The 15604-nt window shown below is 27.0% G+C and carries 11 protein-coding genes; 5 read left to right on the top strand and 6 right to left on the bottom strand.

Annotation, left to right across the window (positions count from 1 at the left end; all coding sequences use genetic code 11):
- The first annotated feature begins 23 nt into the window (after positions 1 to 23).
- On the top strand, positions 24 to 1550 hold the full coding sequence (locus Q1X91_RS01140) for a tetratricopeptide repeat protein (RefSeq protein WP_300752527.1): 1527 nt from the start codon (positions 24 to 26) through the stop codon (positions 1548 to 1550).
- On the opposite strand, the gene Q1X91_RS01135 is transcribed toward Q1X91_RS01140, so the two are convergent.
- From Q1X91_RS01135 to mtaB, 3 genes are all read right to left on the bottom strand, one after another.
- Positions 1547 to 3922: a BspA family leucine-rich repeat surface protein gene (locus tag Q1X91_RS01135; protein ID WP_300752525.1), complete on the bottom strand. Its 2376-nt coding sequence runs from the start codon at positions 3920 to 3922 to the stop codon at positions 1547 to 1549. The genes Q1X91_RS01140 and Q1X91_RS01135 overlap by 4 nt on opposite strands.
- Positions 3923 to 3946: 24 nt before the next feature.
- Complete coding sequence (locus Q1X91_RS01130; protein ID WP_300752523.1) at positions 3947 to 5341, bottom strand: SMI1/KNR4 family protein; 1395 nt, start codon at positions 5339 to 5341, stop codon at positions 3947 to 3949.
- A 138-nt stretch (positions 5342 to 5479) separates the two neighbouring features.
- Positions 5480 to 6733 carry a tRNA (N(6)-L-threonylcarbamoyladenosine(37)-C(2))-methylthiotransferase MtaB gene (gene mtaB / locus Q1X91_RS01125; protein ID WP_300752522.1) on the bottom strand — a complete coding sequence of 418 codons (1254 nt, stop codon included), beginning with the start codon at positions 6731 to 6733 and terminating at the stop codon, positions 5480 to 5482.
- 277 nt (positions 6734 to 7010) lie between these two features.
- Between mtaB and ftsZ the strand changes: the two genes are divergently transcribed.
- Genes ftsZ through Q1X91_RS01105 form a run of 4 tightly spaced genes read left to right on the top strand, consistent with a single transcriptional unit; the run spans position 7011 to position 12340 of the window.
- Positions 7011 to 9005, top strand: a complete 1995-nt coding sequence (ftsZ, locus tag Q1X91_RS01120; RefSeq protein ID WP_300752520.1) for a cell division protein FtsZ — start codon at positions 7011 to 7013, stop codon at positions 9003 to 9005.
- A 30-nt stretch (positions 9006 to 9035) separates the two neighbouring features.
- Positions 9036 to 10952: a hypothetical protein gene (locus tag Q1X91_RS01115; RefSeq protein ID WP_366945480.1), complete on the top strand. Its 1917-nt coding sequence runs from the start codon at positions 9036 to 9038 to the stop codon at positions 10950 to 10952.
- Between the two features lies 1 nt (position 10953).
- Positions 10954 to 11574 (top strand): dephospho-CoA kinase, encoded by a 621-nt coding sequence (coaE, locus tag Q1X91_RS01110; protein WP_300752516.1) that lies wholly within the window; start codon positions 10954 to 10956, stop codon positions 11572 to 11574.
- Positions 11531 to 12340, top strand: coding sequence for an SPOR domain-containing protein (locus Q1X91_RS01105; protein WP_300752514.1), 810 nt, complete (start codon positions 11531 to 11533; stop codon positions 12338 to 12340). The genes coaE and Q1X91_RS01105 overlap by 44 nt, the downstream gene beginning before the upstream one ends.
- Before the next feature lie 65 nt (positions 12341 to 12405).
- On the opposite strand, the gene Q1X91_RS01100 is transcribed toward Q1X91_RS01105, so the two are convergent.
- The 3 genes from Q1X91_RS01100 to Q1X91_RS01090 all read right to left on the bottom strand — a co-directional run bounded on the left by Q1X91_RS01100 (position 12406) and on the right by Q1X91_RS01090 (position 15540).
- Positions 12406 to 13464, bottom strand: coding sequence for a thiamine biosynthesis protein (locus Q1X91_RS01100; RefSeq protein ID WP_300752512.1), 1059 nt, complete (start codon positions 13462 to 13464; stop codon positions 12406 to 12408).
- 288 nt (positions 13465 to 13752) lie between these two features.
- Positions 13753 to 14295, bottom strand: a complete 543-nt coding sequence (locus Q1X91_RS01095; RefSeq protein WP_300752511.1) for an epoxyqueuosine reductase QueH — start codon at positions 14293 to 14295, stop codon at positions 13753 to 13755.
- Positions 14296 to 14307: 12 nt separating this feature from the next.
- Positions 14308 to 15540, bottom strand: a complete 1233-nt coding sequence (locus Q1X91_RS01090; protein WP_300752510.1) for a DUF6175 family protein — start codon at positions 15538 to 15540, stop codon at positions 14308 to 14310.
- Positions 15541 to 15604: the final 64 nt, after the last annotated feature.

The following is a 15604-nucleotide window of genomic DNA, read 5'->3' as shown; positions in this document are numbered from 1 at the left end:
ACAGAGGACTTTCAAAGTTTCATTTGAATTTATTTGAAGAAGCTGTAAAGGATTTTGATGTTGCTGCCTACTATTTACCTAATGAAGGATATATTTATTATGATAGGGCATTAAGTTATTCTAAATTAAATATGTTTGATAAGTCTATAAGAGATTATACAAAGGCTATAGAAATAAATAAAAATGAGATAGATGCTTATTATAATAGAGCTTCATCATACTGTGAAATAGAAGAATATGACAAGGCAATAGAAGATTATAATAAAGTTATAGAATTAAATCCTGATGATGATGAGGCTTATTATAATAGGGCTTTAACATACTCAAAAATAGAAGAATATGATAAGGCAATAAAAGATTATGATAAAGTTATAGAATTAAATACTAATGATAAAGAAGCTGTTTATAATAGAGCTTTATGCAAACAGAGCGTGAATTTATTTGAAGAGGCAATAAAAGATTTTAATGCTATAATTAATTATGATAATATATTTGTTTATTATAATTTGGGTATTTGTTATTTGGAATTAGAGAGATACGAAGAATCTGTTAATAATTTTGATATATTTATAGAAGTTAATCCTGATTTTGCTGATGCATATTATTATAGAGGAAATGCCAAGTATGGTTTAGGATATTATGATGAGTCTATTGAAGATTATAATAAAACTTTGGAATTAGATAATATACATATAGATGCTTATTATGAAAGAGCTAAGGTAAAAATTGAGCTTAGCATGTATGATGAAGCTATGAAAGATTTTGACGAAGCCTTATTTTATATAGAATCAGATTCTGATAGAGCTTATTTATATACTTTGAAAGCAGCTTTAAATGAAATATCAAAAAAATATGATGAGGCAATCGAAAATTATACTAATGCTATAGAGCTTGGATATGAATGCTATCATAGTAGGGCTTTGGTTAAACATAATATTGGGCTATTAAAAGAAGCTATTGAGGATTATGATAAGGCTATAAATTTTGATAATAATAATGATAAAATATATTATGATAAGGCACTTGCCGAACTTGATTTAAATTTGTATGAAGAGGCTGTAAAAGATTTTGATAAGTCTATTGAACTAAACTCAAATTTTGATGAGGCATATTATAATAGGGGTATTGCTAATGAGGCATTGAAAAATTATGATGAGGCTTTTAGAGATTATGAAACTACTGTGAAATTAAATCATAAACATGATTATGCTTTTAATAATTTGGGAAGCTGTTATGTAAAATTAAAAGAATATGACAAGGCATTAGAAAATTTTTATAAAGCATTAGAAATAAATTCTGAACTTGCCCTTCCTACTAACAATATAGGAGAAGTGAAATCAAGATTGGCTTTAAAAGAAAAAAACAATATAGAAAATTATAATAAATTAAATAGTGAAGCATTAGAATATTTTAATAAATCATATCAAACAGCTTTAAAAAATAATGATGAATATGAAATAAATGCAATTATGGATAACATGAAAGAATTAGCTCTTGAAAATATAGAGCCTGCAATAGAGTTTTTAAAAAATAATAATATTGATTATTAGAACATTTCTGTTAATCTTAAATCCCATATTAAAAGTATAAGCCAAGTATATATAAATCTCTTACTTGCATTATTAAACTCTATATTAATTTTTATTTTATCATTATAATTGGTTTCAGTATTGATAATTTTTGTTTTTATATAAAAATCTTGATTATTGTATGAATCTTCATAAGAATATCCGTTTATTTCGTAATAACTTTTATGTTCTGTATTCATATCATATCTTTGAGAAAATGCTTTTATTGTACCATAGCTTATTTCTATATTTTGTAATTTGTTTAATGCTTCTTCTAAATTATTTATTTGTATATTTGTAAACTGCATTATCGGCTGTGATAATTCATAGTCTTCAAGCTGTTTTTCCCATTTTGATATGATACTCTCTTCCATTTCTATGGGGCTTGATAAACTTACAAAATAATTATCATTTATATTTACTGTATTATCATCGTAGTTTGTATAACTTCCATCGCCTGAATATCTGAATGTTGTTATGAAATTATTATTTTCATCAAATAAATTCCAAACTAAATTAATAGCAAATTTATTCATTATTGGATTATCAATAAATATTTCTTTGAAAAAATTGAAATAGTACTTTTTTCCTGTTAATAATATTTTTATTAAATTTCTGCTTTGATTTTTTATAATATTTGGAATTTCTTTTTTTATGTATTTAATTTCTTCTTTTGTACTATCATCAAAATCTTTAGGTATTTGTTTTAATATTTTATTTTCTTTAATATCAAAATAATCTATAGTATAATCATTTTTCAAAATTATTTTATACTGATTATTATTTATTTCAATTATTTTCTCTCCGTTTCTATCAAATCCGAAATTTGGTATAGCTTTTAATCCAAATTCATAAACATTCAAATTATTTTCTTCTGCTATATCCTTAATTATTATTTCTGTCATATCTTTTACTTCAGATTTTTTACTTTTTCTAAATGAATTATAAAGCATGTTAATAGCATATTTACTATTTTTATTTAAAGAAAATATAATCAAACATAATTTTGAATCTTTTTCTTTTTTATAAATCTCTCTTAATGCTTCATCGCCTCCATATATTCCATAGATAATAGCTGAGGTTTCTTTGTTGGTTTTTGCGTATATTGTTTTTACTGCCTTTATAAAAGATTTTTCATCAATTAAATTTATAATACAATCTATTTGTTTTATCCTGTAGACTTCTCTTTTTAATTCTAAATATGATAAGTAAATATATTTTATTATTCTTATATCTATATTTTCGAGTTTTATATCATCTATAAATTTTACTTTTTTATCATCTTTTTTATTGTAGTTTTTATCTATATAATTATAAACTTCTTCTATACTATTAAAATTTTCAATATAGTTTGGTATTAATTCTTTTAATTCATTATAAAAATTATTTATTAAATATCTTTTAAGAAGATTAATTTTTTTATTTTTATGATTTTCTATAATTTTATATATATTTTTTACATTGTTTTTTATAAAATCATTTAAATTATTTTTTTCTTCTTTATCTAAAGTTAAAGCATATAAATAAGTCTTGAATTTAAATGTTAATTCTAATTTAGAATCTTTATTAAAATTACTCATATCCGAAAGATTATCAATATTCCAATCATCTAAATTCTGATTAAATGCTGATGTATTTGAAAACATACTTCCAGCATCTTTTAATTTTTTTGTATTCCAATTATTAATAGGCCGATTAAAATCTCTTGCAAACATAAACATGCATCTCATATTTGTAACATTGCTTACATTCCAATTATTAAGAGACTGATTAAATGCATAAGCCAATGAAAACATACCAGACATCTCTTTTACTTTAGAAGTATCCCATTTAAATAAAGGCTGATTAAATTTATGAGCAGATGAAAACATATGATTCATACTTTCTACATTACTTACATTCCAATCATTTATATTTTGATTAAAACTTTCAGCACAATGAAACATATCGCTCATACTTTGAACATTGCTTACATTCCAATTATCAAGAGGCTGATTGAAACTTTTAGCATTCATGAACATACTATTCATATTTATCACATTGCTTACGTCCCAATCATTCAAAGGCTGATTAAATTTGTCAGCCAAGAAAAACATATAAGCCGTATTTTTTACTTTAGAAACATTCCATTTACTAATATCTTTATTAAAATTCCTATTAGCAGAAAACATACCAGCCATATTTTCTACATTAGAAGTGTCCCAATTCTCTATACCGTCATAATTATCTCTATTAAAAAAATCAAATAAGTTTGCCATATCAGTTATTAAGCTGGTATCAATATCGCCTAAATAAATATTTTCATCTGTTACTAAATATTTTAATTCTTTTTTGGAAGCAGGCTTGTATTTCATATTTATTCCTAATAGTGTATTATTTTAATAATTAAATATTCTTTTTGAAGTATTGTTAATAAAGTCAATTATGTATTTATCTTGAGGCTCATTTACTTTATAATATTCTAATAATTTTTGATATTCTGTTTTTATTGTGTTTATTATTTCTTTTTTATATTTTTTATTATTTTTTAAAATATTTTCTAAGTATGATGTTGTATTTCTTATTTTTTCTGTGTCTTTATTTGAACAGGCTTTTATAAATTCGTCTATATAAATATTGAATATATTATCATTTTCTAAACTGCTGGTAGATAGAAGATACAATATAGTATAGTTTCTGTTATTAATAAATATATCAAACTCATTAAAATCAATTAAATTATTTTTATATAGATATAAAGCCATGTATATAAAAAGACTAAAGTTATTTTTTTTATTTTCTTCATTAGTTAATTTTTTATAATATTCCAATGCTGATTTTATTTCATCTGTCCAATCAAAGATTTCTTTTTTAAAATTATTTATATACAAATCAGTATCTGTATGAACTTTGAAATATAAAACTTTAACATAAGAATCTATAATATCTTTGTTTTTAAATGCTTCTTTTATATGTTTTTCTATTTTTTTGTAATTATGATTTATTAATAAAACAGCAAATAGTAGTTTATAATTTTCATCTTTTTCTAAATTGTATAAATTATATATTTCATTTAGATATTTTTCTTCTAATGATTTGTATTTATGCATCGTTGTTATTATACTTTTTTTATTTATAAAATTTTCTTCTTTTGTATTGTTATTTAATATATCATGATAGCTTTTTATTAAATCATCAATTTCAAGTTTTAGTCTTATTCCAAAAGAACCCATATTATAATTAAGAGATGTTTCCAAAGCCCAATTTTCGTAATAATCTACAAAATTATCATAACATGTTATAAAAGGCTCTTCATAAAACTCCTCATCATAATAAACAACTTTTCCTCTATTTTCTCCAGTTACTATTAATCCTATAGAAGATGAACAGCCCAAAGTACCAAACCTCAATATACCGTAATATTCAAAATCTGTATCTTCTATATCATTAGCATTTCCTTCATTTACTTTTTTTGAATATTCTCTCATCAAATCAATTCTGTTATCATATTTCAAATAATTAAAATACATATCTTCAAATTTATCCATACTGTAGCCATGACAAGCCCCACCGTTTCCTACTTCTGTTATAAACCAAAAATAATCTTCTGGCAGTTTGAATTCATATTTGTTTTCTAATTCTATAACTTTATTTTTATCTATAGGAGGATTTAATTTATATTCATGGCTTTCTGATGCAAATTGTTTGAAATTTTTATCGGTTTCTTTGCATTTTTTTAATAGATTAAGAATGTTTTGTTTTCTTTCATTATTGAGTTCTTTATTAATTATCATGTTTTATTTGTTTTCCTTTTTTCACTTATTTATATTTATTAAATATGTGGTTTTCAACTTTGACAAAGTCATATGTGGTGTAAGAAATAAGAACTTAAACATATATAAAATATATAACTATTATTTTTTATTGTACACTTATTCACATAGCATAATACCGCCTTCATATTTTAATGCCTTTGCAATAGTAAGTTCTTTTTTGTTTAGAGAGGTTTCACTGTGAAGTTTGCATTTTAAGTATTCGGCACTTGTACCTATATAGTTATTGTTTGATAAAGTTTTTTCTATGACTATTTTTAAATCTCTTCCTTCAGCATTTTTGTAGTATAAATCTTTTAATTTGCTGTTTAGAGTATTTAATATTTTAGCTCTTTTTAATTTTGTTCTGTATCCGACTTGAGAGTCCATTTTTGATGAAGGTGTGTTTTCTCTGTTAGAATATCTAAATATGTGGATTTTTATGAATTTTGACTTTTCACATAAATCATAAGTATCATTAAAGTCAGTATTTTCTTCATGAGGAAAACCCACCATTACATCGCTGCTTATTGCCATATTTGAATTAGTTTTATATAGTTTTTCTGTAACTGAGAGATAATCTTCTCTTGTGTATCTTCTATTCATGAGTTTAAGTATTTTGTTGCTTCCAGACTGAAGCGGTATATGAGCATGCGGACAGAGAACATCATCATTTTTAAACAGGCTTATAAGGCTGTCATCAAAATAAAGCGGTTCTACAGATGAAAGCCTTATTCTAATGCCGTATTTTGAAGAATGTTCTAATATTTGAGTGAGTATATTATAGAAGCTAATTTCATTATTGTAGTTGTATGAACCTAAATTAAGACCAGTGAGTACTATTTCTTTATATCCGTAATCATTAGCCATTTTAACAGCATCAAATATTTTTTGAGGTTCTACGCTCCTATGAGTACCTCTTACTCTTGAAACTATGCAGTATGTACAGAATACTTCACATCCGTCCTGTATTTTTAAATATGCTCGGCTTTGCTCCTGAGGAAAAAATATTGGATTATTTATTTTATTTTCAGAGTTATTATGCATAGTATTAAATATTATTTCGGAAGCCTCTTCTTTTTTCTCATTTGGTATAAGGATAATATTATCCTTTATAATAGAAGAATCTTTATCTTTTTTTGAAACATAGCATCCTATTAAAAATACCTTTTTTTGAGATATATCTCCAAGTTTCTCTAAATAGGCGATGAGTTTTTTATCGCTGTCATTAGTAACAGTGCATGTATTTATAGCTATTGCATCGGCATTATCTAATTCGGTGATATTTGCCCCCATATTTTTTAATTCATATGAAATTTTTTCGCTTTCATATTGATTTAGTCGGCATCCGAAAGTATGTAAATGTATGTTCATAAATTTCTCTTTTATTTTAAATAGTATTAATTCTCTATTAGTATATATTAAAATCTATAATAACTCAAATATTTTAAAAATATTTAATTAACATAATAATTTTTTGTTATAGAAGAGCAGAATATTCCGATTAACATAATAAGATATTTTTTTATTTTTGCTACTTGCAGAATTTGACAATTATGTTAATATAATTATGTTTATTAAATAAAATATGAGTATAGTATCAATTTTCTAAATTTGATAAATATATATTATAACTTTTTAGGAGTATGCAATGAATCCTAACTATCGTATAGAGTTGGCAGATAACAATAAAGGGAGAGAAAAAATGACATTTAATAATAGTCCTTCTTTGGATACAGTAATAAAAGTAATAGGAGTCGGAAACGGCGGCTGTAATGCTGTAAACAGAATGATAGAAGAGGGATTAGAAAATGTTGAATTTATTGCTATGAATACAGATGCTCAGGCACTTTCCCGTTCTAATGCTCCTACTAGAGTGGTTTTAGGTGATAGAATAACACAAGGGCTAGGTGCAGGTACTGACCCAGAAAAAGGTGCAGAGGCTGCAAGAGAAGATATTGCTAAAATAGAAGAACTTGTAAACGGTGCTAATTTGGTATTTATAGCAAGCAGTTTCGGAGGCGGTACTGGAACAGGAGCAAGCCCAGTTGTTGCGGAGGCTGCTAAAAAGGCTGGAGCTTTAACTATAGGCGTAGTTACTAAACCTTTTGATTATGAAGGTAAATTAAAAATGAATAGAGCTGAGTCTGGCATAGATAAAATGCTTACGGTAGTAGATTCTCTTATAATAATACCTAATGAAAACCTATATGATATGGTTGATATGGACAATTACAGCTATGAACAGGCTTTATCAGTTGTAGATGATATACTTCGTCAGGGAGTTCAAGGAATATCTGATATAATAACTCAGACTGGATTTATCAATGTAGACTTTGCCGATGTAAAAACTATGATATCTCTTTCTAATGGAAGGGCACATTTAGGCATAGGAGTTGGAAAAGGTGATGACAGGCTTCAAAAAGCTATTACTAATGCATTTGAAAATCCGCTTTTAGATGTTTCAAGTATAAAAAATGCAAGAGGTATACTTGCAAATATAGTATGTCCTAAAGATTTTGCTATGAAAGAATACAGAGAAGCAAGCAAAATCATTAATAATTATGCTAATGAAAATGCTAATATAAAAATAGGTGTTTGTCCTAAAGAAGAACTTAAAGATGAAATTATTGTTACTATAGTAGCTACTGGTTTTGATGCCAATAGACAAAAAGATTCTGATGAAAAGGATAATGATGAAAATGCTAATGACAGATTCAATATATTAAAAAATACATCTTCTAATAGTAATTCTTCTGTTAATAATTCTTCTATGAAAGATAATAATTCATTATCTTCTAAGTCTTCTAATAGCGAAATTGTTAATAAAAAGGAAATTGATACAGAGATTAAAAAAGAAGTTAAAGAAATTAAAGAAAATAAAATAGAAGAAAATGAAACTTCCGATAATATAGTAAATACTGATAATAGAGTAAATACATTATCACAGGAAGAAAACAAAGAAAATACTAAAAAAATAGCTGTAGAAGATAAAATTGTAGCTGAAAGTAAAATATTATCAGATAATAGAGCAGAAAATATAACTGAAATAGATAGTATTAATACAATAGTTAAAGAACCAGAGGCAGAAAAAGAAGTTGAATTAAATACTTCTAATAATAATACTCTTGAAATAAAAGAAGAGATTAAGAAAGAAGAAATTAAAGCAGATACAATAAAAGAAGAAATAGTAAAAGAACAAATAATAATAGAGGAAGAAAAACCAGAACATTATAGTTTTGAAAATAAGATAAAAACTCTTAGAAAGCCTCTTATAACTAAATCAAATAGATTTAATAATATAGAAGAGGAAGAAAATAATATTAGAGAAGAAGTTGTAAAAGAGGAGTTTAATAGGACAGTTACTGATAATACTCAAAGATACGAAAATAAAAGATCTGCTATTCATATTAAAGCAAGCGAAAAAATAGCAGAAGAAATGCGTTTTGAAGATGAGGAAAAACATAATAACCCTCATTCTGATTATAAAAGACCATTTGACATAGTATCAGATGAGTATATGGATAAACATAATAAATTGGGTTCAAAAATGGCTATATTTGGAGAGACAGCAGTAACAGATACAGATTTGGAAAAACCTGCTTTCTTAAGACGCCAAATACAGGCAAGAAATACTATGAGATAAGGTGTTATTTTTGATATGAATAAAAATATTATGAAGAAAAATAAGAAAAGATTATTAATAAATCTTTTTATTTTCTGTGTATTTAGTTTTTCAGCTTTTTCTCAAAATACTGTAGAAAATGCTTTAAAACTATACAATGAAAGAAATTATGAAGATTCTATAAATATATTAGAAGCTCTTAATGTTAAGCCGAGCGATTTAGATGCTTATTTGCTTTTGATAGATAATTATATAAAACTTAATAATTTCTCTATGGCAGAAACTCTAATAGCAGATGCAGATCGTTATCATTCAAGAAATTACAGACTCTTTGAGAGAAAACTTACCATAGAACTTATAAATAATAGAAACTCAGAAGCCAGAACTACAGTTAATACAATAAAAAATTTAGACAGTAAAAATTATCTTGCAAATTATGCGGAAGGTTTATTAAGCGAAAGAGCAGGATATTATAAAACAGCTATGAGTATGTATGAAAGGGCTAGGGTTATAGATAGAGTAAGACCTGAGGCTACAACAGCTTTAGCATATTTATACCTTGCTATAGGAAGCAATGAAACAGCTTTGAACCTATTTAATGAAAATATGACTAATAATCCTAGAATGGCAGAATCATATTATCATTTGGCTAATTACCGTTATTTAAATAAACAATATAATGCCGCTTTAGATGAAGTAAATAATGCACTATTTTATTATACAAATTATAATGACGCTAAAATATTAAAAGCTAATATATTGATTTCTTTAAATAGATACGATGAAGCTATTGCTATATTAGAATATATGCCTGATACTAGTTTTAGAAATAACTATAAATATTATTATATAGGCAGTGTTTATGAAGGAGCGGACAATTATGTAAGGGCTAAAGGGGCATATATAAATTATCTTAAAGCAAAACCAGAAGATGAGCTTGGAAGACTTGCTTATGAGAGAGTACTTCTTCATACCAATCCTACTCCAGACTATGAGAGAGACAGAGCTGCTTTATATTATGGTAATTTGGCCTCTTATTATACAAGACTTGCAGATAATGTTAGAGCTCAGGCTTATTTAAAGCATATGTTAAGATTAAATCCAGCTAATACTTATGCAAGATTAATGCTTTCTGATGTATACAGAAGAATGGGGTTGGAAGAGAAATCTTTGGAAGAATTGGAAATAGCAAAAAATGTAAATCCAGAAGAGAAATCAATAATATACAAATATGACAGCTATAAAAGAAGATTAGACAAAAACATAGTATCAAAATCTTGGGGTATAGAACAGTACAATATAGAAACATCAGGTTTTACTGTTGCTATAGCTGATACTATTACTGCTCAGAAAGACAGCCCTATGTTTTTGAATACTTCATTATATCAAACTTTATCATATGTATTGCCTCAGTTTGGAAGGTTTAAAGTTATTGATATGTATACTAATTATTATGAAACTAGGGATTTATACAGAGAATTAAATGCAAGAAATGCTGATTATTTTTTGAGAGGTTCTGCTTTTCAAAATGATGATACTTTCACTATTATGCTTGATTTAATTGATGTAAAAAGTGAAAAGTCTATTACTAATTTTACTATCACTACTAGAGGAAGAGAAAAAATGATGGGTGCGGCTGTTATGGCTGGAAGAGTTATTAATAATTCTATACCTTTCTACTCTAAAATAATAAAGATTCATAATGATAATATATATATAAATGCAGGAAAACTGCAAGGCGTAAGCAATAATATGAATATGCTTGTATATAATACAACAGAACCTAGAACTGATTTAGCAGCTAGAGGATATAACAGTTCTATAGGTATGATAAAAATTATAACAGCAGATGAAAATGTATCTTTGGCTAAACTTATAGACGGAAGGCTTTTAAATAAAATTAATTTAAATCAAATAGTTATGCCTTATATAACAAATACATCTGCTCAAAGTACTAATATGCAGTAAAATGGATAATAATAAAAATATTATAGGTGTATATGGGCTTATATGTTCCGGCAAGAGTTCTTTTTCTAAAATGCTTGCTAAAGAGATGAATGCTTTGTATATTGATGCTGATTTAATAGGTCATGAGGCATTAATAAATAATAAAGATAATATAGTAGGTGAGTTTTCATCGGATATATTAGATGGCAGCGGTAATATAGACAGAAAAAAATTAGGTGCTGTTGTATTTAATAATTTTAAAAAATTAAAAAGATTAGAAGAAATTAATTATCCCTATATAGAAAATAGAGTAAAGGAATTGATAGATTCTTCTTGCAAAGATGTTGTTATAGAAGCAGCACTTATTATGAGAAGTAAAATACGCTTTATGTGCACAAGTCTTATATATGTTAATTCTAAAACTTCTGATATCATTAATAGAATGAGAAAAAGCAGAAATATTTCTGAACATGAAGCAAGAAAACGTCTAAAAATGCAAAGAGATGTTAAAAATAATAAGTTCAATGCCGATATTCTAATAAACAACATGAAAGATTATAATAATCTAATTATAATCTCAAAAAAATTAGGAAGGCATTATGGAGTTAAATCAAAACACAGAAGAAAAAGGCTCTTCTACTAATAATATTAATCAATTTAGCAGAAGGAAAACTCTTTATATAGTCAATTTTACCCCTATAAGATTATTGGTATTTTCTATTAGTGTTGCAGCTTTGATATTATTTATTTTTGTATTAGGTTTTCATTTGGGCGGATCTAAACCTGTACAAGTAAGTAATAGTTCAAGCGATTCTATTGAAGCATTAATGAGAGGTGCAGAACAGTCTGAAAGTATGTCTGCAGATACCAGCACTGCTGATGTTCCTAATAATGATACTGCTGCTTTAAGCGAATATGACAATTCAAGCATTATAAGAGAGGGAAATACTTCTGCTGACAGATATAATGAGTATACTCAGAATTTAGCTTCAGAATTAGATGCTATTAACGAAGATATTAAAGAAAAAGAAACAGCAGGTCAGGCACCTAATACTACATATACGCCGCCTCAGCAGTTTGCAAGCATAGCTCCTGTTAAACAATCATCGAGCTCTGCTTCTACTACTAGAGTACCTTATACAAGATCATCATCTGCTGATTCTATATACTTTATACAAGTTGCAGTTGGCTATGATAAAGATAATACTTACTCAGCAAGAGATACTTTGAAATCTAAATTTCCTAAGGCTTTTATTAAAGAAGAAACTATGTCTGACGGTAAGGTTATGTATAAATTAAAAGTTGGAAGATATGATACACGCGAAGAAGCTCAGAAGGCTTTGGCAGAAATAAAAAAGATACCAGCTTATAAAGATAGTTATATTTATTCCGATAAGAAAGTAAGTTAAATAAAAATATCCTAAAAGTTATAGTGGTGCCCTTATAAGTAAATATTTATAAGGGCATTACTATTTTATACTATTTGCTGAAATACAGTATTTTTTGCATCTTCTTTATTTATATCAATATTTTCAGTTTTATATTCATTGCCATTGTTATAGTATGAGGTATTTATAGAAAGAGTATCTTTATCCTCTTTTGAGAAATATCCCATTATCATAGCTGATTTTAATACATCATCATAATTTACATTTTCAATATTATCATAAACTTCCAAATATCCAAAAGGTCCTTTATTATAATTAGGTTTTAATACAACGCAGTTTTCTCTTTTTCTTTTTTCTAATGCATCATTTTCTTTTTCATTTCTTCCTAGTATAAGTTTAAGATTTTTATTTATTCTTATATGCCTTCCTATAGCAAGATACTGCATAAGCTCTATATTTAATATTTCCTTTCCATTATTTGAAATTAAATCATTGTATCTCCTAGCATATCCTTTATCTACTATAGAACAGCCTGCTCCTGCTGGTTCAGGATAATCAGTTATACCAAACTCTTTTGCTAACTTCATCTGCATATGTCTGGATCTTCCATATATATCATATAGATTTTCTCTGTTTATAAGTCCTTCTTCTTCAGCTTTTGTTATAGGGAGCAGTTTTGCCGATAATGGTCTTAATAATCTGCCTTCAAGTCCGCTTTCTCTTATTGCATTTATAAGGTCTTGAGATTTCTGACTCATAGGTCTTTGTCCGCTTACCTCTCCAGTTGCTATAAAATCGAATCCTTCTTCCTCCATAATCTTTTTTGCAGTTTTAAGCATTAATATATGGCAGTCCAAACAAGGATTAATGGCACTTCCGTAACCATATTTAGGATTTAAAAACATATCCAGATAAACATCTTTTAATGAAACAAATCTTATTGGTATATTAAGAAAATCTGCAGCCTTTTTAGCAGGGTCTTCATTATATATATTTAAAAGCTCTTCTTTTATAACAGAATATTCCAACCCAGTAACAAATCTCAAAGCAAGAACATCAATATTTTCTCTTTTTAATATAGCACCCGCAAGCATACTGTCTAATCCGCCCGATAATAGTAAAATAGCCTTTGCTTTTTTATTCATTATATTTTCCTTTTGCATATGTTATTATTTATATATAATAATATAATAATAACTATAAAATTAAAATTGTCAAAATAATTTGAATGTTATTCTTATTGCATAACTAAACAAATTATACTTTGTCAAAAATGAATTTTTTTAATTAGATATTTGCATTGACTTACAGCCAAACAGATAAAAGTATATGTACAAAGCTGCAGTTACTAGAGGTGTAAATATCATTTAAAGCTATTATCTATAATGCTGCGGATACAAAATTGAAATAGGTTAAAAAACAAGTATAATATTTTAACTGCGTATGCTGAACTCACACCCGCAGTAATTTTGTCTGTAAAGTCCTGCATTATTCGCTATTATATTTGTTTTTTTGAATCCGTCTTTTTTCTTAAAGTCAAAGTGAAGATATTTTATTTCTTTATATTCATCTGCTAAGGAATTGCCTATCATCTCTATAACCTTACTATTTTTATGCGGGCTTACAGTCATTACAGTAGTAACATATTCAGCATTGATATTTTTAGCATATTCAAAAGCTCTTTTTATTCTATGTTTAAAACAAATACTGCATCTTGCTCCTTTTTCAGGTTCATTTTCAAATCCTTTTATATCATTATACCAATTTGAAACAGCATTATCCTCTTCTTCTACATAAGTTTTTATTCCCAAACTATCAGCATAATTGATAAACTCATCTCTTCTTCTTTTATACTCTTCTATAGGGTAGATGTTAGGATTATAAAAATAAAATATACTGTCATAATCTTCAAGTATAGTACGCGGATATGACATACAAACTCCGCAGCAAGTGTGAACTACTAATTTTTCTTTCATAAAATAATTATTCTACCTTTTATTTGCCTTTAAAGTAATAGTTTTATCATCAAAGCTGCTTATTATAATCTGATATCCCATACTTCCAGCCTTTGAATTGATATCAACAGCCAAATCTCTGCTGCTTCCTATATAAGTAACAACATATTTAGATGAAGAACCAGATACTCCTCTATTATAAACACTTTTTAAATTTCCTACATTTTTCTTCAATGCCTCTTCAAACCCTATAGAATCATTAAAATCAAGACCATTAACATATATAGTATACTCTGTTCCGTTTTGAACTTCACTCTGCCATTTTTGTACTATCTGATTAACAAAATCATCGGATATATAGTCAGCAGATTTAACTAATGCAATAGAATGAGCATCTTTATCGCTTCCTCCAACACCTCCAGCCTGATGGGTAGCACGAGCTATTGTACTGTAATCGGATATATTAATAGCGGTAATCGCAACATCGCTTCTGTAGCTTTTCATAGCAGTACCTTTAATAGAAGTAAAGAAAGAAGCACCAGCTTTTCCTAATATTACTATTTGTGCACCTGTGGCATTAGCTATTTTTTTTATGGAGTCTGAAGAGCTTGAAGTATCTTCATAGCTGATATTCTCTTTTCTCATAGCATTTTTTAGAGATGAAGCACTTACAAATTTAAATCCTTTTTCGCTCATATTTTTTTCCAGCTCTGTATTAAAAGATTCGCTTAAATTTCCAGTTTCATCTACTACAAGCGTAACTATCAAAGGCATATTTTTTCTGTCCATAAGTATGCCCATAGCCTGCAAATTGTCCTGAAGCATATCTACACCAACAGTAGCCTCTATTTTTGAATACCATACACTTCCAGATTTGGCAATATTAATAACTTTATACTCTGATATATAGCCAGTGGTATTATCATATATTTTTGAACTTATAAGTTTATTATTTTCTACTAGTGTAGTTCCCTGTACTATAGATCCCACCGCCTGTTCTACAGCATTTCTTTTAGCACTTTCTATTGATCTTTCTATGGCATCAGCTTCTCCTCTTCCGTCAGCAGAAGCGAAGCCTTCAGCAGTTATCTTTGTTGTTTTTCCGCCTTTGAAATCCGGATTTTTCCAGTTATTAACTATTCCTATTTCACCTGTATCTTCTCCTACATATACACCGCTTGATGAACTGTTTGATGTTGTAGCACAGGATATAAAAAATGATGATATAGCAATTATCAAACATATATTTATTAATTTTATTTTCATATTTCATAAGCCTCTTTTAATATAATTTTATACTTGCTACTATTTTATAATAAAGTAATATTTT

The sequence above is a fragment of the uncultured Brachyspira sp. genome, from assembly GCF_949287625.1.
Classification (GTDB): domain Bacteria; phylum Spirochaetota; class Brachyspiria; order Brachyspirales; family Brachyspiraceae; genus Brachyspira.
This window is presented reverse-complemented; position numbering and strand designations above follow the sequence as displayed.

Bases quoted from the DNA above. Each gene is read 5' to 3' on its own strand.
- Q1X91_RS01135 (WP_300752525.1), bottom strand. From the start codon at position 3,922: ATGAAATACAAGCCTGCTTCCAAAAAAGAATTAAAATATTTAGTAACA.
- Q1X91_RS01130 (WP_300752523.1), bottom strand. From the start codon at position 5,341: ATGATAATTAATAAAGAACTCAATAATGAAAGAAAACAAAACATTCTT.
- mtaB (WP_300752522.1), bottom strand. From the start codon at position 6,733: ATGAACATACATTTACATACTTTCGGATGCCGACTAAATCAATATGAA.
- ftsZ (WP_300752520.1), top strand. From the start codon at position 7,011: ATGAATCCTAACTATCGTATAGAGTTGGCAGATAACAATAAAGGGAGA.
- Q1X91_RS01115 (WP_366945480.1), top strand. From the start codon at position 9,036: ATGAAGAAAAATAAGAAAAGATTATTAATAAATCTTTTTATTTTCTGT.
- coaE (WP_300752516.1), top strand. From the start codon at position 10,954: ATGGATAATAATAAAAATATTATAGGTGTATATGGGCTTATATGTTCC.
- Q1X91_RS01105 (WP_300752514.1), top strand. From the start codon at position 11,531: ATGGAGTTAAATCAAAACACAGAAGAAAAAGGCTCTTCTACTAATAAT.
- Q1X91_RS01100 (WP_300752512.1), bottom strand. From the start codon at position 13,464: ATGAATAAAAAAGCAAAGGCTATTTTACTATTATCGGGCGGATTAGAC.
- Q1X91_RS01095 (WP_300752511.1), bottom strand. From the start codon at position 14,295: ATGAAAGAAAAATTAGTAGTTCACACTTGCTGCGGAGTTTGTATGTCA.
- Q1X91_RS01090 (WP_300752510.1), bottom strand. From the start codon at position 15,540: ATGAAAATAAAATTAATAAATATATGTTTGATAATTGCTATATCATCA.